This is a genomic window from Glutamicibacter sp. St.4D3 (assembly GCF_059728615.1).
The window spans coordinates 2,724,278-2,747,898 of the sequence record NZ_AP039380.1; the positions used below are offsets into that span (position 1 = coordinate 2,724,278).

At 69.5% G+C, this 23,621-nt stretch carries 20 protein-coding genes; 11 read left to right on the top strand and 9 right to left on the bottom strand.

Going from position 1 to position 23,621, the window contains the following annotated elements; translation table 11 throughout:
• Positions 1-22: 22 nt before the first annotated feature.
• The 3 genes from AC6I21_RS12545 to AC6I21_RS12555 all read left to right on the top strand — a co-directional run bounded on the left by AC6I21_RS12545 (position 23) and on the right by AC6I21_RS12555 (position 3,583).
• Positions 23-1,645 carry a biotin carboxylase gene (locus AC6I21_RS12545; protein WP_497762513.1) on the top strand — a complete coding sequence of 541 codons (1,623 nt, stop codon included), beginning with the start codon at positions 23-25 and terminating at the stop codon, positions 1,643-1,645.
• Between the two features lie 86 nt (positions 1,646-1,731).
• Positions 1,732-2,934 (top strand): serine hydrolase domain-containing protein, encoded by a 1,203-nt coding sequence (locus AC6I21_RS12550; protein WP_497762514.1) that lies wholly within the window; start codon positions 1,732-1,734, stop codon positions 2,932-2,934.
• A 226-nt stretch (positions 2,935-3,160) separates the two neighbouring features.
• Positions 3,161-3,583 (top strand): DoxX family protein, encoded by a 423-nt coding sequence (locus AC6I21_RS12555; protein WP_138926997.1) that lies wholly within the window; start codon positions 3,161-3,163, stop codon positions 3,581-3,583.
• A gap of 93 nt (positions 3,584-3,676) precedes the next feature.
• On the opposite strand, the gene AC6I21_RS12560 is transcribed toward AC6I21_RS12555, so the two are convergent.
• From AC6I21_RS12560 to AC6I21_RS12575, 4 genes are all read right to left on the bottom strand, one after another.
• Entirely contained in the window at positions 3,677-4,528 is an 852-nt protein-coding gene (locus AC6I21_RS12560; protein WP_497762515.1) for a Cof-type HAD-IIB family hydrolase, read from the bottom strand.
• Between the two features lie 24 nt (positions 4,529-4,552).
• A complete protein-coding gene (locus AC6I21_RS12565; protein ID WP_497762516.1) occupies positions 4,553-5,338 on the bottom strand; it encodes a tyrosine-protein phosphatase in 786 nt (261 codons plus the stop codon).
• A 231-nt stretch (positions 5,339-5,569) separates the two neighbouring features.
• Positions 5,570-6,385 (bottom strand): nitrilase-related carbon-nitrogen hydrolase, encoded by an 816-nt coding sequence (locus tag AC6I21_RS12570; RefSeq protein WP_497762517.1) that lies wholly within the window; start codon positions 6,383-6,385, stop codon positions 5,570-5,572.
• Positions 6,386-6,595: 210 nt separating this feature from the next.
• Positions 6,596-7,987, bottom strand: coding sequence for an APC family permease (locus AC6I21_RS12575; RefSeq protein WP_497763425.1), 1,392 nt, complete (start codon positions 7,985-7,987; stop codon positions 6,596-6,598).
• 700 nt (positions 7,988-8,687) lie between these two features.
• Here AC6I21_RS12575 and AC6I21_RS12580 point away from each other — a divergent pair.
• From AC6I21_RS12580 to AC6I21_RS12600, 5 genes are all read left to right on the top strand, one after another.
• Positions 8,688-9,347, top strand: a complete 660-nt coding sequence (locus tag AC6I21_RS12580; protein ID WP_343834049.1) for a GNAT family N-acetyltransferase — start codon at positions 8,688-8,690, stop codon at positions 9,345-9,347.
• The gene (locus AC6I21_RS12585; protein ID WP_212743886.1) at positions 9,344-10,669 is read left to right on the top strand and encodes a sensor histidine kinase; all 1,326 of its coding nucleotides are present in this window, start codon (positions 9,344-9,346) and stop codon (positions 10,667-10,669) included. Before AC6I21_RS12580 ends, AC6I21_RS12585 begins: the two co-directional genes overlap by 4 nt.
• A 53-nt stretch (positions 10,670-10,722) precedes the next feature.
• Positions 10,723-11,340 (top strand): response regulator, encoded by a 618-nt coding sequence (locus AC6I21_RS12590; RefSeq protein ID WP_497762518.1) that lies wholly within the window; start codon positions 10,723-10,725, stop codon positions 11,338-11,340.
• Between the two features lie 139 nt (positions 11,341-11,479).
• On the top strand, positions 11,480-13,564 hold the full coding sequence (locus AC6I21_RS12595; protein WP_497762519.1) for an MMPL family transporter: 2,085 nt from the start codon (positions 11,480-11,482) through the stop codon (positions 13,562-13,564).
• Between the two features lie 154 nt (positions 13,565-13,718).
• Positions 13,719-14,180 (top strand): DUF2871 domain-containing protein, encoded by a 462-nt coding sequence (locus AC6I21_RS12600; RefSeq protein ID WP_054821723.1) that lies wholly within the window; start codon positions 13,719-13,721, stop codon positions 14,178-14,180.
• Between the two features lie 156 nt (positions 14,181-14,336).
• Here AC6I21_RS12600 and AC6I21_RS12605 read toward each other — a convergent pair whose 3' ends face one another.
• Positions 14,337-15,512, bottom strand: a complete 1,176-nt coding sequence (locus AC6I21_RS12605; protein WP_497762520.1) for an alcohol dehydrogenase catalytic domain-containing protein — start codon at positions 15,510-15,512, stop codon at positions 14,337-14,339.
• Complete coding sequence (mmsB, locus tag AC6I21_RS12610) at positions 15,512-16,498, bottom strand: 3-hydroxyisobutyrate dehydrogenase (RefSeq protein ID WP_497762521.1); 987 nt, start codon at positions 16,496-16,498, stop codon at positions 15,512-15,514. The genes AC6I21_RS12605 and mmsB overlap by 1 nt, the downstream gene beginning before the upstream one ends.
• Before the next feature lie 156 nt (positions 16,499-16,654).
• Here mmsB and AC6I21_RS12615 point away from each other — a divergent pair, with 156 nt between their 5' ends.
• Entirely contained in the window at positions 16,655-17,608 is a 954-nt protein-coding gene (locus tag AC6I21_RS12615) for a LysR family transcriptional regulator (RefSeq protein WP_497762522.1), read from the top strand.
• A gap of 374 nt (positions 17,609-17,982) precedes the next feature.
• On the opposite strand, the gene AC6I21_RS12620 is transcribed toward AC6I21_RS12615, so the two are convergent.
• Positions 17,983-19,416 (bottom strand): MFS transporter, encoded by a 1,434-nt coding sequence (locus AC6I21_RS12620; RefSeq protein WP_281283952.1) that lies wholly within the window; start codon positions 19,414-19,416, stop codon positions 17,983-17,985.
• Positions 19,417-19,659: 243 nt separating this feature from the next.
• Between AC6I21_RS12620 and AC6I21_RS12625 the strand changes: the two genes are divergently transcribed.
• Positions 19,660-20,058 carry a CHY zinc finger protein gene (locus tag AC6I21_RS12625; protein ID WP_497762523.1) on the top strand — a complete coding sequence of 133 codons (399 nt, stop codon included), beginning with the start codon at positions 19,660-19,662 and terminating at the stop codon, positions 20,056-20,058.
• A gap of 122 nt (positions 20,059-20,180) precedes the next feature.
• On the opposite strand, the gene AC6I21_RS12630 is transcribed toward AC6I21_RS12625, so the two are convergent.
• Positions 20,181-20,699, bottom strand: a complete 519-nt coding sequence (locus AC6I21_RS12630; RefSeq protein ID WP_054821724.1) for a universal stress protein — start codon at positions 20,697-20,699, stop codon at positions 20,181-20,183.
• Positions 20,700-20,894: 195 nt separating this feature from the next.
• On the opposite strand from AC6I21_RS12630, the gene AC6I21_RS12635 reads away from it, so the two are divergent.
• A complete protein-coding gene (locus AC6I21_RS12635; RefSeq protein ID WP_497762524.1) occupies positions 20,895-22,067 on the top strand; it encodes an AAA family ATPase in 1,173 nt (390 codons plus the stop codon).
• A 69-nt stretch (positions 22,068-22,136) separates the two neighbouring features.
• On the opposite strand, the gene AC6I21_RS12640 is transcribed toward AC6I21_RS12635, so the two are convergent.
• Positions 22,137-23,546 (bottom strand): mycothione reductase, encoded by a 1,410-nt coding sequence (locus AC6I21_RS12640; RefSeq protein ID WP_497762525.1) that lies wholly within the window; start codon positions 23,544-23,546, stop codon positions 22,137-22,139.
• Positions 23,547-23,621 lie beyond the last annotated feature (75 nt).

Consider the following 23,621-nt stretch of genomic DNA (forward strand, 5'->3'; position numbering starts at 1 on the left):
AACCTGAACAGTGGGGGACCTGATGATGGGCAAGGATGTAGCCGCACCTGAAATTCGCCGCAAGCAGCGGATGCCGAAACCGAGCGATATCGCCCGCTGGCGGGCCACCCCTCCCAGCGAGGACGTGCCCACGGCCAACGTGGGCACCGACGCCGCCTACACCACCGAGATTGCCGAAGACAGCGAAGCGCGGATCGTGAAGTTCACCCGGCCGCTGAAGAACATGAGCGAGGTGCGCCATTTCTTCCGGACCAACGAAACCCCGATCTACTTCGTGGGTGCCACCCCCTTCAATCTGCTCGGGCTGGACCGCTGGGTGCGCCGCTTCAGCTACATCTCCTACTACGACGGCTGGGACGGGGCCCATCCCCGGGTCTTCTCCCCCACCGAGAAGCCGTACATCGAATTCGAAAGCGGCGAGGCGATCAACAACTGGCTGCTGCAGAACCCGGAGGTGCGCGAGCACATCGATTCCCGGCGCCCGGCCAGCGGCGAGCGCCCGAAGATCGCCATGGTGTTCTTCGATGAGGAAACCGAGCAGATCTGCGAGGAGCTGGGCTACGACCTGATCCTGCCGCCGGCGGAACTGCGCACCCACCTGGACTCCAAGATCGTCACCACCGAGCTGGGCAACAAGGCCGGGGCCGCCTCGGTGCCCAACGTGCTGGGCTATGCGACGAACTATGCGGATCTGCTGGAACTGGCGCGCAGCAACCGGCTGGGCACCGACCTGGTGGTGCAGACCCCCTACGGGGACTCGGGCAAGACCACGTTCTTCATCGCCGAGGAAGCGGACTGGGACAAGAACGCGGCGAACATGATCGGCGAGCAGCTGAAGGTCATGAAGCGGATCAACAACGTGCCGGTGGCCGTGGAGGCGGTGCTCACCCGCTGCGGCACCGTCGTCGGCCCGTTCCTGACCGAACTGGCCGGCTACGACGAGCTGACCCCCTACAAGGGCGGCTGGTGCGGCAACGAGATGCACCCCGACGTGCTCACCGCCTCCCAGCGGGCGCGGGCCATCGAGCTGGTGCGCAAGGTGGGCAGCGGGCTGCAGGACAAGGGCTACCGCGGCTTCTTCGAGGTCGACGTGCTGGTGGACACGGACAGCGACGAGGTGTACCTGGGTGAGCTGAACCCCCGCATCTCCGGGGCCAGCGCCATCACGAACGTGACCGCCGGGGCCTACGCGGACGTACCGCTGTTCCTCTTCCACCTGCTGGAGTTCCTGGACGTCGACTTCGAGCTGGACGTCGACGAGATCAACGAGCGCTGGGAGGCGCTGAGCGGGGCCGATATCTGGAGCCACATGATCATCAAGGAAACCGATGACATTGTGGAGTACCTCACCCACGCCCCACGCACCGGGCAGTACGTGCTGGACTCCTCCGGCAAGCTGCAGTACGTGCGCGCCGCGCTGGACTGGCACCAGCTGCAGCACCACAAGGAGGCTTTCTTCCTGCGCATCTACGGGGCGGAGGACTACCGCTGGAAGGGCGCTGATCTGGGGGTACTGGTCACCAAGGCGAAACTGCAGTACGAGGGGCGCAAGGGCACCAGGCTGAGTATCGACGCCAAGCACTTCATCTCCTCGGTGCGTTCGCTCTACAAGGGCATCCCGGTGCCCCCGGCGGCCGCCGAGTAGCCGCGCTTGCCCGGCGTCCGGCGGCTGGCGGTGGTATCCTCCGATGGATTGCAACTGACCACCGGGGAAAGGACAATGGGCGCCCGATGACACCTGCCAAGCCGAACCGGACCGTGACGGTCGAGAATTGGCAGCACCCGGAAAACCTGGCGTGGAGCTTCCAGAACCTCTCCGAAGTCCTGCCCACCGCCAGGGTCAGCCGCGGCGGTGAGCCGATCGCCAAGCTGCACCTGGTGCCGATGGACCTGGGCCGCATCGAGTTGCTGAAAAACAACGAGAACGAGCCGTCGCTGACCGTGCGCAGCGTCATCCAGGCCACCAACACCGACGGCTGGCTGGTGATGCACCAGGGCAAGATGCTGGTTGAGGAATACTTCGGGTCGATGACCTCGGTGACCGACCACCTGCTGATGAGCGTGAGCAAGACCCTGGTGGGCACCGTGGCCGGGATCCTGTGCGGGCAGGGCCAGCTGCAGGTCGACCGGCCGGTCACCGACTATGTCCCGCAGCTGGAGGCCAGCGGCTATGCCGGGGCCACCGTGCGCCACCTGCTGGACATGCGCTCGGGCATCAAATTCTCCGAGGAGTACCTGGACCAGCAGGCCGAGGTGCGCCTGCTGGAGCAGGCGATCGGCTGGGCAGTGCGCGATGAGCAGAACCAGAACCCGGCCCACGGCATGTACGAATACCTGGCCACCCTGCAGGCCAAGGCGCCGCACGGCGGCCCGTTCGAGTACCGTTCCTGCGAAACCGATGTGCTGGGCTGGGTGTGTGAGGCCGCCGGCGGGCAGCCGATGCAGCAGCTGTTGTCCGACCTGGTGTGGTCGCGCATCGGCGCGCAGCAGGACCTGGTAATGGGCACCGACCAGCTGGGCACCGGGATGTTCGACGGCGGCTTCAACGCGACCCTGCGCGACCTGGCCCGCTTCGGGCAGATCTACGTCAACGGCGGGACCGCGCTGAACGGCAACAAGGTGCTGGACGAGACCTGGATCCAGGACACGTTCACCGGGGCGGCGGACTCCCGGCAGGCCTTTGAGGACTCCCCGGGCGACAACCGGATGCCCGGTGGGATGTACCGCAACCAAATCTGGTTCCCGTACCCCGGCTCCGACGTCGCCCTGGCCCTGGGGATCCACGGGCAGATGATCTACATGAATCCGAACACCGCCACCGTGGGGGTCAAGCTCTCCAGCTGGCCCTACCCGCAGGATCCGGGCAAGCTCTTCCCCACGATCCGGGCGTTCGACGCGATCGCGAACCACCTGGCGGCCAACCCTCCGCTGTAGGAGGCCCTGGTCCCCGCCCGCCTTGGTCTTTCCCGCCCCGGGTCCCTTTCCGGGGTTAGCGCGCCGGCCCCGGCCTTTCACGGTCTTGCGTGCCCGCCCCGCTCCTTCGGGAGGTCTGCATCTGGCCGAAGCACGGGAAGCGGCGCACCGGTGCCCGTTCCCGGGCCGTCGGCGGCGCCTGGCATAGGGTGGGTGGTGCCGCTACCCGCCACCCGAAGGAAGGCCGATGACCCGATCCGCCCAGGCAGCCCTGTCCACCCTGGCCGCCACCGCGCTGCGCCTGGTGGTCGGCGCGGTGTTCATGATCCACGGCTGGCAGAAGTACCGTGAGGGCGTGCCGGCCACAGTGAAATGGCTGGAGACCATGGCCGTGCCCTATCCGACCCTGGCCGCCCCGGTGCTGATCGGCGTGGAACTCCTGGGCGGGGCGCTGCTGGTGCTCGGGCTGGCGACCCGGTTCGTGTCGCTGCTGCTGCTGGCGGAAATGGTGGCCGCGTTTTTCCTGGTGCACCGGGAAGCCGGGTTCTTTGCCGCCGACGGCGGGTATGAGCTGGTGCTGCTCCTGGCCGTGGTGCTGGCCGGTTTCGCGCTGACCGGGGCCGGGCGGGCCGGCGTGGACCGCTTCATCGGCCGACGCCGCGGGTTCTAAAACCGCCGGCCCGGTAACCAGGGGTGCTAAAACCACCGGCTCCGGCCACAGGTTCTGCACCCCACGCACGTCCGGTTCGATGCCGGCGCAGGTTCAGCGCACCTGGTGGCCCAGCAGCTGCGGCGCACCGGCCAAATAGGCCTGCAGCACCTGCAGCACCCCGTACTCGCTGTTCGGCGGGGCGGTGAACCGCGCCTCCTGCCGGATGGTGGGGTGTGCGTTGTGCATCGCGAAGGAATACGTCGCGGCCTGCAGCATCTGCAGGTCGTTGAGGTAGTCCCCGAACACCGCCGTCTGCTGTGGCCCGATGCCCAGGGATTCCTGCAGCCGGCGCACCGCGATGCCCTTGTGCACGCCCAGGTTCATCACATCCACCCAGTCCGGCCCGGAAATCACCACCTGCAGCTCCTGGCTGAGCGGTTCCAACACCTTGGCCACGGCCGCGGAATTCGCGGGGCTGTGGATCGCCAGCTTGATGGTCTCGTCGCGGACCTGCAGGAGATCGGGCACCGACTCGGTGCGCGCATAATAGGGGGCGACCGCCCGCGCCACCCGTTCGGTGGGCTGCTGCAGGTATCCCACCCGTCGCCCGCAGCGCACCACCGCCGCGTCCAGTTCCGGCCCGGCGTCCCGCAGCCGCCGGATCACGTGTTCCAACCGCTGCGGGTCGATCACGTTTGAGTAGACCTCGGTCTCCCCACGCATCACCACGGTGCCGTTCTCGGCGATGATCGTCAATTCCGGGCCCAGTGCGGCGAACTGCTCGGCCAGCCGGGCGTGCTGCCGGCCGCTGGCCGGGGCGAAGGTGATGCCGCGCCGGTGCAGCTGGTCGATCACCGCCCAGGCGGCCTGGGGGATGTTCCCCTCCGGATCCAGGAAGGTGCCGTCCATGTCCACCGCGACCAGTTTGATCTGCGCGGTGGGGTCAATCGCGTCGAAACGCAAGGTTCTCCTTTCCGCCCCGGCCGCCTAGCTCAGCAGCCGTTCGCCCAACGCCTCCAGACGCTGGGGTGCCAGCCCTCCGGCCAGCAGGTAGTCGGCGGCGCTGCCGTGGCGTTCCTCCACCCGGCGCAGCGCCCTGTCCAGGCCGGGGACACTGGTCCCCACCATCATTTCCACCATTTTCTCATCCACCCGCACCCCGGCCTGGGTGATCTGCTCGCGCATCGACTCCAGCCAGGCCCCGGACAGGGCGGCGGTGGAGGCGGCGTAGTCCTCGAATACGGCGTCGCGTTCGGCGCCGACCGCCAACAGCAGCAGCGCCACCGCCACCCCGGTGCGGTCCTTGCCGGCCGTGCAGTGCACCAGGGTGGAGTGCCGGTTGCCGGCGACCTCGTCGGCGATCCGCGCCCACACCGGGGCGTGTTCCAGCACCAGGGGCAGGTAGAGCTCCTCCAGCGAGGGCAGCTGACCGCCCGGGGCGAACGCCCCCTCCAGCAGCGGCAGCCTGGTGCGCACCACGGCTCCGGAGGTTTCCGGGAAGCCGTTGACCCGCCGGGCCTCAAAGTCGCTGCGCAGATCGAAGATGCGGGTGATGCCGGCCTGGGCGACCCACCCTGAGATCGCCTCATCCACATGGTGTGGTGCGGCGCTGCGGAAGAGCACCCCGGGGCGCACGGTGGCCGAGCCGGCCGCGATGCCCCCGACCTGGCGCACATTGGCCAGGCTGGCCGGGAACCGGGTTTGCGACGTGTCCGGCCCGGTGGCGGTGGGCGTGGGCCGCGCTGTCTGGCCGGCCTGCTCAAAAGTGTCCATCTGCTACCTCCTGCTCGTGCCGCAGTTCCCACGCTACCAAGTCCGGCGTCGCTTCCGGGGCCGCTGCTGCTCCCCCACGACCCGTTCCCGGCGCCGCCGCCACGACGCCGCCACCTTGGCAGGCTGCGGCACCTTGGCAGGCTGCGGCACCATGCCTTCCCGGCTGCTGGGTGCTGGCTCCTGGCCCTTTGTTCCCTGGCGCGTCTGTTCCGGCGGGAGGAGCCGTGCCGGTTAGCCCGGTGAGCCTCCCGGGGCGACGGCATACAGCTCGGGGCGGATCCGGGAAAGGTACGGATCCAGCTTGCGGATCGCCTGCTGGCGGATCGGGTCCACGTCGGCCATGATCAGCTGCGGGTCGTTGCCCGCCACCCGCAGGTTCTGCCCGTCCGCGCCGATGATGGTGCTGGTGCCGGCCATCGGGATCCCGCCCTGCACCGAGCTGTGGTTCGCCCAGGCCAGGTAGATGCCGTTCTCCATGGCCCGGGTGGGCAGCAGCTTCACCGCCAGGGACTCGGAGCCCTGCTCGGCGGCGGCCGGCACCAGCAGGATCCCGGCCCCGGCCAGGGCCGCGGCGCGGGCATGTTCGGGGAACTGCACGTCATAGCCGCTGGAGAGCGCGAACCCGGTGCCCTGGTAGTCGAAAACCTGCGGGGGCAGCTGGCCGGGGTCGAAGGTGTCGTGTTCCGCGGCGCTGCGCAGGTGGGCGCGCGCATAGCTGGCCAGCAGGTCCCCGGCGTCGTCCACGAAGTAGCTGGTGATCTGCGGCCGGCCGGCCGCCCCGTCCGGCGGGTAGGCGGGCAGCGAATAGGCCAGGGCGATGTTGTAGGAGCTGGCGATCCCCGCCACCGCCTGGTGCACATCGCGCAGCCCGGCCGGGGAGAGCACCCGGGTGACCAGGTGCGGGTCCGCGCCGGTGAGGAACAGCTCCGGGCTGAGCAGCACGTTGCCGTGGTGTTCGGCGGCCATCTGCGCCGCCTGTTCCAGGTGGTGCAGGTTGCTGGTCACATCCGAGGGATGCGCGTCGTGCTGCAGTACTGCCAGGCGCATGGCCTTCCGCCTTCCCACCCCGTGCCGGTTCATCCGGTGCGGGCCTTTTCCCGCTGCCACCAGCCTAGACCCGTGGGCCGGGCCCCGGCCAGCGCCTGCGAGCCAGCTCCCAGCAGCCGCGGCCGCCAGGTGGAGGCGACGGGCAGGACCGGGCAAAGTGGTCGGGCCGGCAAGGCGCCCGGTCCGGGCAAGGTGACCTGGTCGGGCCGGCTACTCCTGCTGGCTGGCGTACTGTTCCTCGCTCAGCGATCCCAGCCGGGAGTGGCGTCGGCCGTATCCCAGGTAGATCCCGGCGCCGATCACCATCCAGATCCCGAAGACCGCCCAGGTGCGCCAGTCCAGGTTCAGCATCAGGAACAGGCAGGCGGCGATGCCCAGGATCGGGGTCAGCGGGTACAGCGGCACCCGGAAGGTGCGTTCGGCCTTGGGCTGGGTGCGGCGCAGGTAGATCACCGCGGCGCCCACCAGCGCGAACGCGAACAGGGTGCCGATGCTGGTCGCCTCGGCCAGTTGCCCCAGCGGGATCAGCGCGGCGGTGAGCGCCACGACGGATCCGACCACCAGGGTGCCGGCCACCGGGGTGCCGGTGCGCGGGGACACCCGGGCGAACAGCCGCGGGACCAGCCCGTCGCGGCCCATGCTCATCAGGATGCGGGTCTGCCCGTAGAGCACGGTGAGCACCACGGAGAGGATCGCCACGACCGCGGCCAGCGCGAACAGCAGCACCACCCAGCGCTGTCCGGTCAGTTCGGCTACGATCTGCACCAGCGCCGCCTCGGTCCCGTCGAACCACTGCCAGGGGCGCACCCCGATCGCGGCGACCGCGACCAGCACGTATACGGCGGTGACGATGAACATGGCGATCAGGATCGCCCGGGGCAGGTCGCGCTGCGGGTTGACCGCCTCCTCCCCGGCCGTGGAGGCGGCGTCGAACCCGATGTAGGAGAAGAAGACCATGGAGGCGGCCGCGCTCATTCCGGCGGCGCCCATCGGCAGCAGCGGCTGGAAGTTCCCGGCGTTGAACGCGGTGAACGCCACGACGGCGAAGAACACCAGGATGCCGATCTTGATGAGCACCATCACCGTGTTGGCCAGCGCCGATTCGCGGGCCCCGCGGGCCAGCAGCACCATGGCCAGCACGACGGTGGCCAGCGCCGGCAGGTTGACGGCCCCGCCCTCGGCCGGGCCGGCGGCCAGGGCATCGGGCAGCGCCAGGCCGAACACCGCCAGGGTCTGGTTCACGTACTGCCCTGAGCCAACCGCGACGGCCGCGACCGAGACCGCGTACTCCAGCACCAGGCACCAGCCGCACACCCAGGCGATGCCCTCGCCCAGGGTGGCGTAGGAGTAGGAGTAGCTGGACCCGGAGACCGGCACCATGCCGGCCATTTCCGCGTAACTGACCGCCGAGAGCAGGGCGGTGACACCGGCCAGCACGAAGGAGAGCCAGATGGCCGGGCCGGCGATCGGCACGGCGTCGCCCAGGATCACCAGGATGCCGGTGCCCAGGGTGGCGCCCACGGAGATCATCGTCAGCTGCAGGACCCCGAAGCTGCGCCGCAGCTTGCCGTGCCCGGCGTTGTCGGCGGCCTCGCTGACCATGTGGTTGATGGATTTGCGGCGGCGCAGCTGTGCCGCCAGGGCGGTGCGGGCCGTTGGGGAGTGGTGGTGGGGCAGCTGGGGTGCGCTGCCGGTGCCGGTTGGCTGTTTGCCAGAGGGCGTGCTCACTTCTCTGTCGTTCCTTCGCCGTTGTCCTTCGTCAAGCCCGCACGACGGCAGCGCTGCGCTGTGCCGTGTGCTTCCGGTTGCGAAAGCTCGGGCGGGGCCGGCAGGTCCCGCCCAAGGGCGTCAGCCATGCTACCAACGTCCACTGTGAGCCACCGCCCGTCCGGCCCGCCGCCGCGGGTCCTCCGGCGGCTGGCCACCGCACTTCGTGGAACGCTGCGCAACGCCCCTGGGCCGGTGCGCACGGTTCCCGTGCGGCCTCGTCCGGGGCAGCGGGCCCGCGGTTTCCAGCCTTCGCGCCGTTTTTGCGAAAATTAGTTTGACTTGGATGGATTCCGTTCGAGCGGGCGGCGTGCCCGGCCCGCGAAGCGCGGGGTCCAGGGGGTTGTTCCGCCCCGGTCCGGCGCCCGCGGTTCGGCGCCGGCAGCGGATCGGGCCCGGGCAAAGGCGCCTGCGCCGGATGCACATGGCATGCCCGGCTTCACCCGCGGCTGTGGCGCAGAGCACGGGCAACGCGCCCCTGTTCGGGCGCTGGAGGGTGTGGCCGCGCCCGGCCGGCTGCGTCTAGAGTCAAGACATGAGCGATGCGATCTTCCCCCTGGCCACCGGACGGCTGGAACTGCGATTCCACTCGGCCGAGGACGCCGCGGACCTGCTGCGCGTCTACGCGCAGGAACCGGTGGCCCGCTACCTGCTGGAGGAGCGCTGGGATGAGGAGTACACCCAGGAGCAGCTGGCCAAGCGCGTGGTGCGCACCAGCCTGGACGAACCGCCGCACGCCCTGGCCCTGGTGATCGCCGACGGCTCGGGGCGCTACGTCGGGGACCTGGCCCTGTGGCTGACCGACATCCCGCACCGGCAGGCGGAGATCGGCTGGGTGCTCGATCCCCAATGCGCCGGGCTGGGCTACGCGACCGAGGCGGCCGCCGCCCTGCTGCAGGTGGCCTTCACCCGGCTGGGCGTGCACCGGATCGCCGCCGAAATGGATGCCCGCAACACCGCCAGCGCGGCGCTGGCCCGGCGCCTGGGCTTCCGGCTGGAGGGGCACCTGCAGGAGCACCTGTACAGCAAGGGCGAATACACCGACACCCTGATCTTCGGCATGCTCGCCGGGGACCTGCCGGGGCAGGGCCCCGCAGCGGCGGACGCTGAGACACCGACGGACGCTGAGACACCGGCCGCGGATCCCGCCTGCAGCCCGGCCGCCGCGACGGCGCAAGGCACGGGCCGCCCATGACCGGCGAGGGGAACGCCCCGGAGGACGGCGGAATGGGCGTGAACGCCCTGCCGGCGGGGGCCGGGCACGGTGCGGCGGCCGTCGCCGCCATCGGCACCGGTGCGGTGCGCGGGCGGCTGCTCACCGCGAAGGTCATGCGCCTGGGCCAGCATGCGATCACCGGGGTCCTGCTGGTGATCGCGGTGGTGCGCGGCATGGCCGAAAGCACCGGACCGGGCTGGCTGGTGCCGATCGTCGGGATCGGCTTCGCGCTGTGGTACCTGGGCGGGCTGCCGCGGCTGGCCCGGCGGGAATCGGCGGCCGGGCTGGACGCCTCGGGCAGGACCATGCTCTGGCTGGGGGTGCTGCTGGCGATCTGGGCGGCCGGGCTGGCGGCCAGCAGCGAATTCATGTGGCTGGCGTTCAGCCTGTGGCTGCTGATCGGGCACCTGCTGCCGCTGGCCAGCTCCGTGCTGGTCTCGCTGCTGGTGTACGCGCTGGCGATCGTCGCGCCCTTCCTGCACCACGGGCAGACCAGTTACGCCAGCATCATCGGCCCGCTGGTGGGCGGGTGCTTCGCATGGGGCATCTCCCGCGGCTACCTGCAGCTGCTGCGCGACGCACAGGAACGCAACGCGCTGGTCAGCTCGCTGCTGCAGGCGCACCGCGAGATGGCCGGGCTGCACGAGGAGCTGGCCCGGTCCCAGCACCAGGCCGGGGTGCTGGCCGAGCGGGCCCGGCTGGCCCGCGACATCCACGACACCGTCGCCCAGCAGCTGGCCTCCATCTCGCTGCACGCCCGGGCCGCCACCGGCGCGGGTGACGCCGCCGGGGCGGTCAACGCCTTGGAACGGGTGCAGCAGCTGGCCGGCCAGGCGCTGGCGGACCTGCGCCGGATCATCGCCGCGCTGGCGCCGGCCGAACTGGAGGACCAGGCGCTGGCGGGGGCGCTGGGGCGGATGCTGGAAAAGCTGGGCGAGGAGACCGGGATCCGCACCGAACTGCGGGCCGACGCGGACGTGCCGGCGCTGGACACCACGGTGCAGGTGGCGCTGCTGCGCGTCGCCCAGTCGGCGCTGGCCAACATCCGCCGCCACGCGCACGCCAACCAGGTGGTGCTCTCGCTGCAGCTGGCCGGTGGTATGGTGCGTCTGGACATTTTCGACGACGGAATCGGGTTCGACGCCGACAGCTGGCAGCAGGCGCCCACCCACCTGGGCGACGGCGGGTTCGGGCTGCGCTCGATGCGCGAACGGCTGCGGGAGCTGGGCGGCGGGCTGGATGTGGAAAGCACCCCGGGCACCGGCACCGGGCTGTCCGCCTACCTGCCGTTGCGGCCCTGACCGAGGAACTCTGACCAAGGAACTCTGACCATGGAAAGGGGAGGAGCGCGCCGATGATCCGCATCATGCTGGTCGACGACCACCCGATCGTGCGCACCGGACTGAAGGCCGTGTTCGACAACTACCCGGACATCACCGTCGCCTGCCAGGCCGGCAGCGGCGAGCAGGCCGTCGAACTGGCCCGGCAGTGCCCCATCGACGTGGTGCTGTGCGACCTGCGCCTGGGCGAGGGGATGAATGGGGTGCAAACCACCGCGGCGCTGCGCGCCCTGCCCGATCCCCCACAGGTGCTGATCCTGACCACGTTCGACAAGGACGCCGAAATCCTGGCCTGCGTGGAGGCCGGCGCGGCCGGGTACCTGCTCAAGGACGTCGCCTCGGACACCATCGTCGATTCGGTGCGCCAGGCCGCGGCCGGCCGGATGGTGCTGGCCCCGGAGATGGCCCAGCGCGTGCTGGCCGGGCTGCGCACCGCCCGCCCGGTGCTCACCGCCCGGGAACGCGAGGTGCTGCAGCTGCTGGCGACCGGGGCCAGCAACCGGCAGATCGCCGGCTCCCTGTTCGTCACCGAGGCCACGGTGAAGACCCACCTGGTGCACATCTTCGACAAGCTGCAGGCCGCCAGCCGCACCCAGGCCGTAGCCGCGGCGCGTGAACAGGGCTTGATCTAACACTCCCCCTCCGTCCCCGCACCCCGGCCCGCGCGGCGCACTAACGCACCCGACGCCGGTGCGCATCAACCAAACGGTTGAGCCGGCTTTCGACCGCTTCCCCGATTTGGATCCCGCCAAAAATCGGTTGACTGGAAGCATGTTGACTTCCCTCTCTTCCTCGCTGACCTCCCGGCGCGGCGCGACCGGCTGGCTGCTGGGCTTCCTGGCCGTCATCGCCGTGCTGTTCTCCGTGCTCTCCTCCGCCGACGCGGCCACCCGCGCCCCGGACAGCGGCGTGCCGGGCTCCGAATCCGCCCGGGTGCAGCAGCTGCTGGACGGATTCGAATCCTCCGGCCGCAGCACCGCCGTGCTGGTGGCCACCCGGCCCGACGCCGCAACGCTGACCGACGCGGACCGGACCGCGCTGGATCAGCTTCAGGGGCGCCTGGACCTGGCCGGGGTGCAGCTGGGCAAGCCGCTGCTCAGTGATGACGCCCAGGCCGGGATGCTCACCGCCAGCTGGGACGAGCGCGGCAGCCTGGCCGACCGGCAGGTGGTCGCCGAACTGCGTGAGCAGCTGGCCGCCGCCCCCGCCGCCGCCCTGCAGGTGCAGGTGACCGGCGGGCCGGCGTTCGCGCTGGACGTGGCCCACTCCTTCGACGGGGCCAATTTCACGCTGCTGGCGGTGACCGTCGCCATCGTGGCGGTCCTGCTGATCCTCACCTACCGCTCCCCCATCCTGTGGCTGCTGCCGCTGGCCGTGGTCGGCCTGGCCGACCGGGCCGCCAGCCTGGTCACCGCCGCGCTGGCCGGGGTGTGGGACCTGCACTTTGACACCGGGGTGCTCTCGGTGCTGGTGTTCGGCGCCGGCACCAACTATGCGCTGCTGCTGATCTCCCGCTACCGCGATGAGCTGCGGGTGCACGCCGGGCACCGCACGGCGCTGGCCGCCGCCTGGCGCTCGAGCTTCGAGGCCATCGCCACCTCCAACCTCACCGTCGTACTGGCGCTGGCCAGCCTGGTGCTGGCGGTCATGGAGGACACCCGCGGCCTGGGGATCGCCTGCGCGGTGGGGCTGCTGATCGCCGCGCTGTTCGTGCTCGGGCTGCTGCCCCCGGTGCTGGCCCTGGCCGGACGCAAGGTGTTCTGGCCACTGGTGCCGGCCCCGCACCAGCCGGCCCCACGCCGCAGCCGGTGGGCGCAGATCGCCACCGCGGTCACCGCCCGCCCGGTGCTCTCCCTGGTCTCGGTCGGTGCCGTGCTGGCGGTGTTGGCCGCCGTGCTCACCGGCACCGGCCTGGGCCTGAAGCCCGCCGAGCAGTTCCGCAGCCCGATGGAATCGGCGAGCGCCTCAACGGTGCTCACCGAGCACTTCCCGGCCGGGGAAACCCAGCCGGCCACCATCCTCACCCATCCTGACCAGGCCCCACAGGTGGCCCGGGCCGCCGAACAGGTGCCCGGCGTGCAGCGGGTGAGCGAAATGGGCCGCAGCGCCGACGGCTCCTGGCAGCGGCTGCTGCTGGTGGGCCAGGCGGACCCCGGATCGAGCGAAGACCAGCAGATGCTGCGTGAGGTGCGCACCGCCATCCATGCGGTGGACGGGGCCGATGCCCTGCTGGGCGGGGCGGGGGCCGAACAGCTCGATGCCCACAACGGGCACCTGCGGGACTTTGCCGTGATCGCCCCACTGGTCTTGGGCATCTGCTTCGTGATGCTGCTGGTGCTCACCCGTTCCTGGCTGACCGCCGCCCTGCTGGCGCTGGTGAACCTGCTCAGCGCCGCGGCCGCACTGGGGCTGGGCGGGCTGATCGGCTCACTGGTGCTGGGCACCAGCGCATTCGATGTGCAGGTCCCGCTGCTGGCCTTCCTGTTCCTGGTCGCGCTCGGGGTGGACTACACGATCTTCCTCACCCAGCGGATCAAGCAGGAGGCGGCCCGCCAGCCGATCCGGGAGGCGGTGATCGACGCCGTCGGGCACACCGGTGCGGTGATCACTTCCGCCGGCGTGGTGCTGGCCGGGGTGTTCGCGGCGCTGGCCACCCTGCCGCTGATGGTGCTGGGCCAGCTGGGCCTGGTCGTCGGGCTCGGGGTGCTGCTCGATACCTTCCTGGTGCGCACCGTGCTGGTTCCGGCGCTGTTCACGCTGCTGGGGCGGCGCAACATCCCGGCCTGGGCGCCGACCCGGCAGCCGGAAACCGCTGCGGCGTCCCGCACCGAGATGGCGCAGACGCCGCGCAGCTAGCGCGCCACCGTGCCGGCTCGGGGTCGTGAGCGGCGGGCGGCGAGCGGGGACATTTTCCAATCAACCGGGCAGCCGTGGAGCACCACGGAGCACTGCCCAGCAACCACCGGTGCCCTCACTCCCGGGGCATCACCAAACCACAAGGAGAAAACAGATGCGCAAGATCCTGAACTGGGCCTTTGGCTACATGCTGGTCGGGGTGGCCTCCGGCCTGTTCTACCGCGAGTTCACGAAGGCCAACGACTTCCCGGCCGGCGAATTCACACAGCTGGGCCTGGCCCACACCCACCTGCTCACCCTGGGCTTCATCGTCCTGCTGATCGTGCTGCTGCTGGAGAAGGCGTTCGCGCTCTCCACGCACCGCAAGCTGTTCGGCTGGTTCTTCGCCACCTACAACGCCGGGGTCATCCTCACCTCGGCGATGCTCATCGTGCACGGCATGCTCACCGTGCGCGGGGTGGAGTCCTCCGCGATGATTGCCGGGTTCGCCGGGTTGGGGCACATGTTCCTGACCGCCGGGATGATCCTGCTGTTCGTGCTGCTGCGCCGCCAGGTGCGTCCTGCCATGGCGGGCGGCACCACGGCCGCTGCGGGTCAAGCCGGGCTGCAGCGCTAGCGCTCGGCGGTGAGGGCTGCGGGGTACTCGGACCAGACCGGGAACCAGCCCAGCAGCACCAACCCGGGTGTGGCCTTCTGGCCGCACCCGGGTGCGTCCCTGCCCGCCTGAAGTCTGTTGCCGGCACCTGGGCGGGCTGGGACCCTGCGCGCGGGGTTAGAAGGTGACCAGGGTGCGCACCGCCCGACCGGCGGCGAGCTCCTCCAGCCCGTCGTTGATCTCATCCAGGGTGCAGGTGCCCGAAACCAGTTCCTCCACCGGCAGCCGCCCTTCGCGCCACAGCCGCTCATAGAACGGGATGTCCGTCGCCGGCACTGCCGACCCCAAGTAGGAACCAATAATGGTTCGGGCCCCGGCGGTCAACGCCAGCGGTTCGATCTGGCTCATCGCCCCGGGCGCCGGCAAGCCGACGGTTACCAGGGTGCCGCCCACCGCGGTGGCACTGAACGCGGTCTCAAAGGCACGCGGGTGGCCGGCCGCCTCGATCACCACCGCGGCGCTCAGCCCCTGCTGGGCCAGCTGCTGCGGGGTGAGTGCCACATCGGCTCCCAACCGTTGGGCGGTGCGCAGCTTCTGCGGGTTCATGTCCACCGCAATCACCTTGCCGTGCGGCGTGTGCGCGCCGGCACCGGTCCTGGTGCTGCCGGGGTCCTTTCCAACCGATGGGCCGGGATCGCGCACGGTTGCCAGGGCCACCAGCAGGGCCGCCATCCCCACCCCGCCCAGGCCCACTACCAGGATGCTGTCCCCCGCGGTGGCGCGTGCCGCGTTGCGGATCGCTCCGCCGCCGGTGAGTACCGCGCACCCCAGCACCGCCGCCACCTGCGCAGGCACGTCGTCGCCGACCGGCACCAGGCTGCGGGCGTCCATCACCGCATGCGTGGCAAAGCCGGAAACCCCCAAATGGTGGTTGAGGGCCCTCCCGCCGCGCATCAACCGCCGCTGCCCGCCCAGCAGCGTGCCGGCGGTGTTGGCGGCACTGCCGGGGGTGCAGGGCAGCTTGCCGTTGGTGGCGCATGCCGGGCAGGTCCCGCAACGCGGCAGAAAGCTGGAGACCACCCGCTGCCCCACCCGCAAACCCTGCACCCGATCGCCGAGCTGTTCGACGATGCCGGCGCTTTCATGACCGAGCACCATGGGCAGCGGTCGGGGCCGGTTTCCATCGACCACCGACAGGTCCGAATGGCACAGTCCGGCCGCCTCGATGCGCACCAGCACCTCTGCGGGGCCAGGATCGTTCAGCTGCACCTGCTGCACGCGCAGTGGTTGGGAGGCGCCGTAGGGGCGCGCTGCGCCCGATTCCTCCAGCACTGCCGCACGAATGCTTCGCATCAGGCGCCTTGGCGGGCGGGCCGGCTGGGCTGCGCGGATCCTTGGCCCGGCTGCTCGCCAGCGTCCGGACCGGAAATCGGGTTGTAGCCCCGAACGTTGCCGTCGGGTACCAGGTTTTTCACGATCAGCGAGCAGTCCTTGTCGGCCAGCCCCTGGCTGATCAATTCGTCGAAGTGTTCCTGAGCCAGGGTGGCGGCCGGCAGCCTCACCCCGGTCTGTTGCCCCGCCGCCAGGGCCAGGGCGACGTCCTTGCGGGCCAGATCGGTGCGGAAGGTGGCGTCGAAATTGTTGTTCGCCGCTGCGGTGTCGATGATTCCGGGGACCGGGTACCAGGTCTGCTGCGCCCAGGACCGTCCGGAGGAGACCGAGACGATCTGCCAGAACACTTCGGGATCCAGTCCCAGCTTCTCGGCCAGCTGGGAGCCCTCCGCGCTGGCCATCAGGTCGATGAACAGCATCATGTTGTTGCAGATCTTCGCCGCGATCCCCATGGTCGGCCCACCGGCGACGATGGTTCGCCCGGACATCGGTGCGATCAGCTCGGTGGCCCGCTGCATCAGGTGTTCCTGGCCCCCAAGCATGAACGCCAAGGTCGCGGCCGCAGCCCCGGAGATCCCTCCGGAAACCGGCGCATCCACGAATTCCAGGCCCCGTTCGGCCGATCCCTGATGGATGTAGCGGGAAGTTTCCACGTCGACGGTGGAAGAATCCAGCAACAGCATCTGCGCGGTGGCGTTCGCCCAGATCCCCTCCGGCGCTTCATAGACCGAACGCACATGCTCCCCCTTGGGCAGCATCGTGAACACCGCGTCGGCCCCGTCCATGGCCTCTGCAATATTGGGGGCAATGCGCACCCCGCCGGCGGCCGCGGCTGCGCAGGCCTGCTCGTTCAGGTCGTAGCCGCGCACCTCATTTCCAGCCTTCACCAGGTTTGCGGTCATCGGACCGCCCATGTTGCCCAACCCGATCCATGCGTACACGCTCATGTCCTCACCCTTTCCGTCGGCGCCCTCACCCCTGGCCTGCCTGTGGCTGAGGGTGCTGTCAGTGGCGCACCGTCTCACTGTCTGCCCCCAGCGTAGGTGCGCCACATCACCTTCTCAATGCACACTGTGAGGGGAAAATTGCAAGGCTGTCGTGCATTGACGCACACTATTCCCATGGAGCGCCCCATCGACTACCGTCATCTTGAATCCCTGATCGCTTTTTTGACCGTGGCCCGGCTCGGGCGCTACACGGCGGCTGCGAACGTGCTCGGAGTGAATCACTCTACGATCTCCCGGCGGATTGCCGCGCTGCAGAAGGCCATGGGCGGCCGGTTGCTGACCCGCACACCGAACGGGTGGGAACTGACCGACCTGGGACGGCGTGCCATGGTTTCAGCCGAAGCGATCGAACAGGCGGTGGCGGCCATTGGCGCGGACGGGGACTCCGAGCAGCTCAGCGGGCACGTGCGGATCGCCGCTCCCGACGCATTCAGCGCCCACCTGGCCGCCCCGGCGTTGGCCAGACTGCACCGGACCCACCCGCAGCTGGTCTTCGAGCTGGTCTCCGAAACCACCCGCACCCGCCAAACCCGCACCGGCATGGACCTGGAGATCGCCATCGGCCAGCCCTACGTGCGCCGCGCGGTATCCACGAAACTGCTGGATTACGAGCTGCGGCTCTACGCGACGGAAGAGTATCTGCACGCGCACGGGCATCCCACGCGCCTGGAGGACCTGTCGGAGCACTACCTGAACTACTACATCGACACCGCCCTGACCGTGGACAAGCTCGATGACGCGAGCGCGGCACTGCCGCCCATGCGCCGCGCGGTGTCCTCCACCAGCATCGCGGTGCAGTTCTCGGCGACGATGTGTCACGCGGGAATTGGGCTACTGCCCGAATTCCTCTCCCGGCAGTACCCCAACCTTGTGCCGGTGCTGCACGAGCAGTTCAGCCACCATGCCGAGTACTGGCTGGTCGGCCGGGAGGAGGCGCTGCGCAGCCGGGCGGTGCAGGCGACCGTCCAGGCCTTTACCCAGGCCGCAAAGGACCAGGACTGGTTCATCGCCCCGTTCACGCCATCTGCTCCAACCCCGCCGGAACGTTAAAATTCCATAGTCAGAGCGCACGCGCCCAACTGTTTCACCTGTTGCCTGAAGGCCGCTGCCCGTTATTTGTTTGACAGTCCCTTAATCCGCGATGACGGGACTGTCGGCCAACCAACCTTGGCATGGCGCCTTCCCCCGCCTGCTAATGATCCGGAGGGTATTGTCAGCAAGACTAATAGGCAGCGAAGTGATTGCTGATTAGGGGCGCGGCGCTAGATACCTGGGCGCCTGTCACAACCTGGATGCGAGGCATCACTGTGAACGGTTGGCCGATAATCGGACGGCCCGGCACGGCGAAGGCCCCGACGGATCTTCGTGTCGGGGCCTTCGCGCTGCAGCACCGCTGCCAACCAACCACGGTGCCGTGCGGCGGGTTAGTTCTGCCGGGCCCGGCCATCCTCGCCCAGGCGGGGATCGGACTGGGCTTCAAGACCCGGCGTTGGTTCCGCGTCCGCCACCGGCGCCCGCAGCCCGTTGTCGCGACGGTCCTGCTCATCGATGCTGCCCAGGTCCAACCCCTTGGTTTCCCGCAGGAAGAACACGGCGACGAGGGTCACCAGGGCCGCGAACACCACATACCCGGCGACCGGAATCCAGCTGCCGGTCACCCGCAGCAGGGCCGCGGCAATGATCGGCGCCATGGAGCCGGCGACGATCGAGGTCACCTGGTAACCCAAGGACACCCCGGAATAGCGCATCCGGGTGGGGAACATTTCGGCCATGATGGCCGGCTGCCCGGCGTACATCAGTCCGTGAACGAACAGCCCGGCGACGATCGTCATCAGGATCACGAAGTCGTTCTCCGTGTTGAACAGCGGGAAAGCGACCACACCCCACACTGCCATGAGGATCACGCCCGCCGCGTAGACCGGACGTCGCCCCATGGTGTCGGTGAAGCGCCCGATCACCGGGACGATGATCGCGTGGAACACGTGAGCCAGCAGCATCAGCTCCAGGATGACCGAGGTCTGCATGTGCAATTGCACGCTCATGTAGGTGATCGAGAAGGTCACCACCATGTAGTACAGGATGTTCTCCCCGAAGCGCAGTCCCATGGCCGTAAAGACCCCACGCGGGTAGCGCTTGAACACCTCGGCAACCCCGTACCCGGCGGCTGCGTTTTGTTCCAGTTCGGCCTTGGCCTCCTGGAAGATCGGGGCGTCGGTGACCCGGGTGCGGATGTAGTACCCGACCAGTACGATGACCACCGACAGCCAGAAGCCCACACGCCAGCCCCAGGCCAGGAAGGCCTCGGGACTCAGCGTCCACGAGAGCACCAGCAGCACCACGGTGGCCAGCAGGTTGCCTATCGGCACTGCCGCCTGCGGCCAGGAAGACCAGAAACCACGCTCCCGGTTGGGCGCATGCTCGGCCACCAGCAGCACCGCACCGCCCCATTCGCCGCCCACGGCGAAGCCCTGCAGGAAACGCAGGACGATCAACAGGATCGGGGCAGCGTAGCCGATGGAGTCGAATGTGGGCAGGCAGCCCATCAGGAACGTGGTGACCCCGACCAGAATGATCGCCACCTGCAGCAGATGCTTGCGCCCGTACTTGTCGCCGAAGTGGCCAAAGACGATGCCGCCGATCGGACGGGCCACAAAGCCGACCGCGTAGGTCAGGAACGCCTTGATGATGTTGTCCAGGTCGTTGCCCGTATCCGGGAAGAAGATCTTATTGAAGACCAGGGTCGCCGCGGTGGCGTACAGGAAGAATTCGTACCATTCGACCACGGTTCCGGCCATGGAGGCCGCGACGACCCGGCGCAGCCCCTTGCGCTCGGATCTGCTTGAGGTTTCAGATGCCACTGTTTTTCCTTCCAGCCCCGGGGATCCCAGGTTGGACCCCGCCCCTCAGCACCAGAGTATGGCCCAGATCACACTCCCAAGGGAAGGTGCGCGGCAGTGAATTCAGGAGCGGATTACGCACATCAAGCGTGCAGCAATGCACAGTAGCCGGCTTCCCGGATGCGGCAGAATGGTACGGGAAACTTGCGGCGCCCTCAGTCCGGGCGCGAACTTCCGCCAGTTGCCCGCAGACAGGAGAGACGCGTGAACGACGCACCCCGCCGGCCGCAGGTCCACGGCGTGAATCCGGACCCGCAGACCCGCTGCGCGCACTACCACCAGGACGTCGACGTCATCGCGATCAAGCACTACTGCTGCGCCAGGTACTACCCCTGCCACCTGTGCCACGCCGAGCTGGCCGATCACCCGGCCCAGGTGTGGCCGTTACGCCACTTCGACCAGCCGGCAGTGCTGTGCGGAGTGTGCGGCACCCAAATGAGCGTCGCCCAATACCTGGGCACCGACCACTGCCCGCACTGTGCCGCGCAGTTCAATCCCGGGTGCAAGCTGCACCGCGAACTGTACTTCGCCGGCGCGGAAACATGCCGCGGCAACGACACGGACGAGCCCCTGCCGGGCCTCGAGGCCCGGTCCGGCAACTAGCGCCCCTGTCCGTCCGGGGAGCGGCTGCCCCGCTTTGAGTACGTTCCCGTGCGGAATTCGATCCCCTGTGGGGTTCGAACCCGCGGTGGGGTGCTGGCGTTGGCCCCGGCGCGGGGCGGCGGCTATCCTTCCCAGGGAAGCCGGCCGGATTCGTTGGCGACCTGCGGCACCACCAGGACCGGGCGGCCCTGCCGGTGCGACAGGCTCACGGCGATCGACCCGTCAATGAACTGCTCCATGCGGTTGCGCCAGCCCTTGCGGCGCGTGCCGACCACGATCATGTTGGCATCCAGCTCCTCGGCCAGCTGCGCCAGCGCCTTGGCCGGGTCCCCTTCCACCTCGCGCGCCTCCCAGCTGACCTGCAGCGGATCGAACACCTCGGCCAGGTGATCGCGCAGCCCCTGCGGGAACGGCACCTCCTGCTCATCGGGGTGCGCCGAGCCGCTGATCGCCGGGCTGGCCTCGGCCAGGTTCTCGGGCAGGCGCTGGGTGATGAACCGTCCGGTGTGCACGTGCACGCACACCACACGGGCCTGCAGCTGCGCGGCCAGCGGGGCGACCGCGTTGAGCACCGTCGGGGACTGGTCCGGCTCGACGCCGACCAGCAGGGTGGCGGTGGAAGGGGACGGGTTCTGGGTCATCGGTACTCCCGTGCTCGTGCAGCACCTGCGCCACTCAAAGTGCAGGTGGCGGCGAGGATCTTCGCCGCTCAACCCCAGTATGGCATGGCCGCCGAACGCTTTGGCACCGCCGGACACCCCGCCCCGGCGGTGCCGTCCGGGTGCTGCGCGGATGCAGCGCGGATGCTGTCGGGCAGGGCCGGTAGGGTGGGGTGCATGCTGCAGACCCTGGCGATCAGCGGGTACCGTTCGGTGCGCGACCTGGTCATCGAACTGGCCCCGCTGACCGTGATCACCGGGGCCAACGCGGTGGGCAAATCCAACGTCTACCGCGCGCTGAAGCTGATCAGCGAGCTCGGCCACGACGGTGCGATCGCCTCCCTGGCCCGCGAGGGCGGGCTGGGTTCGGCCGCGTGGGCCGGACCGGAGGCCGGGAGCCGTCCGTGCGGCGGGCGGGATTCTGGGCTGGCGCAGGGCACGGTGCGCCGCGAACCGGTCTCCCTGAAGCTGGGGTTCGCCTCCGAAGAGTACGGGTACGCGGTGGACCTGGGGCTGCCGGTGCCGGACACGGACATGCGCGACCCGAGCATGTTCGGCCAGGACCCGGTGCTCAAGAGCGAGGCGGTCTGGTTCGGCCCGGTGCTGCGCCCGTCGACCACCAGCGTGCTGCGCCAGGGGGCGCTGGTGCAGATTCGCGGGCAGGCGCGCCTGGAGGACAGCGGGCTGCGGCTGCCCGAGTGGGAGTCGGTGCTCTCCACCATCGACGCCTCCAGCGCCCCGGAAGTGAGCCAGTTGCGGGTGATGCTGCAGGGCTGGCGGTTCTACGATGCGCTGCGCACCGATGCCGGCGCACCGGCCCGGGCCGAGCGGATCGGCACCCGCACCCCGGTGCTGGCCTCCGACGGGGCGGACCTGCCTGCGGCGGTGCGCACCATCCACGAGATGTCCAGTCCCGCGGCGTTCAACCAGGCGATCGCCGACGCATTTGACGGATCCCGCCTGGAGGTGCGATCGGAGCACGGGCGCTTCAGCCTGCACCTGCACCAGCCCGGCCTGTTGCGCCCCCTGCAGGCCAGTGAGCTTTCCGACGGGACGCTGCGCTACATCCTGCTGGCCACCGCCCTGCTCTCCCCGCGCCCGGCCCCGCTGCTGGTGCTGAACGAACCGGAAAACAGCCTGCACCCGCAGCTGCTGCCGGCGCTGGCGGCCCTGATCGCCCACGCCTCCCGGGACTCGCAGATCGTAGTGGTCTCCCACTCCCCGCAGCTGGTGGCGGCGCTGGAGCGTGAGGGGGCCCTGCGCCACGAACTGCTCAAGGAGGCCGGGGAGACGATCCTGCAGGACCAGGGAGTGTTCGACCGGCCGGCCTGGGCCTGGCCGCGGCGCTAGCTGCCGCACTGCGCACCGGCGCTGCCGAGTTGACCGCCCGCGTCGCTGCTCAACGCCGGGATGGGGCAGCTAGAGCGGGGCGTCCTGGCCCTGCGGGACGTCCAGTCCCAGCAACGCGTTCTCGGTGACCTCCATCAGCGCCGGGTGGATCCAGTACTGGCCGCGGGCCGCGGTGTAGGCGTCGATGCCCAGGTTCATGGCCATCACCACCGGCTGGATCAGGTTTGAGGCCTGGTAGCCCATCACGTGCGCGCCCAGGATCGAACCGTCACGCCGATCGGCGACGACCTTGAACAGCCCGGTCTGATCCTCCAGCGCCCAGCCGTAGGCGGTGTCCCCCACCATCTGGGTTTTGGTGCTCACGTTCTGCCGGCCGATGCGCTGCACCGCCTCCTGCTCGGTCAGCCCGATCTGCGCCAGCTCCGGGTGGGTGAACACCGCCGCGGGCACCGCCCGGTTGGAGTTCGCCCGCAGCGCGTGCGGGTGCTGCAGGTTGTGGGCGACCACCCGGGCCTCGTAGTTGGCCACGTGCTTGAGCTGCTCGGTGCTGCAGATGTCCCCCAGCGCGTAGAGCCCGGGCACCGGCTGGCCGCCGCGCAGCACCCGCTGGTACTCATCGACCACCAGCCGGCCGTCCTGGTGCAGGTCCAGCCCGGCCTGCTGCGCGCCGATCAAATCCGTGTTGGGCTTGCGCCCGGTGGCCACCAGCACGATGTCCGCGGTGTGGGTGCCCGCGCTGGTGTGCACTTCCAGGGTCCCGTCCGCGTTCTTGGTGATCCGCTGAGTTTCGGTGTTGCGCTCAACGTTCCAGTACTTCGGGGCCTCGGCGTTGAACGCATCGCGGATCTCCGTGTCCATGTGCCGCATCAGGTGTTGGCGGCGGATCAGCTGGGTGGTGCGGGAGCCCAGCCCGGAGAAGATCGCGGCGAACTCGCAGGCGATGAACCCGCCGCCGACGATCACGATCCGCTCCGGCAGGCGCTCCAGGCGCATCACCGTGTCCGAGGTGTGCACCCCGGGCAGGTCGCAGCCCTCGATGTCCGGGATCACCGCGCGGGATCCGGCGGCGATCACCAGCTGCTCGGCGCTGATGCTGGTGCCCTGGGCGGTGCGAAAGCCGTGGGTGCCATCCAGGGTCACCTCTTCGGCGATGACCCGCACGTTGGGCGACTGGTCCCGGTATTCGTAGCCGTTCTGCGCGATCGGGTCGATGCGGGAGAAGATCCGGTCGCGGATCGCCGGCCAGTCGGCGCTGCCCTCCGGCAGGGACACGTTCAGCCGCTGCGCCTCGACGGGGGTGCGGGCCAGTTCGGCCGGGCGCACGAACATCTTGGTGGGGATGCAGCCCACGTTCAGGCAGGTGCCGCCGAACGGCCCCTTTTCCGCGATGGCGACCTGCTTGTCGTCCCAGTAGTCGGTGAGCAGCGTGTTGCCCGAGCCGGCGCCGATGATTGCCAAATCCACCTGATGCTGTGTCATGAGCTCATCGTAGGCACCTTGCCGGTCCGGCGCACAGTGTCGCACGCCGCATTGCGGTGTCGGGCCGCTCTCACC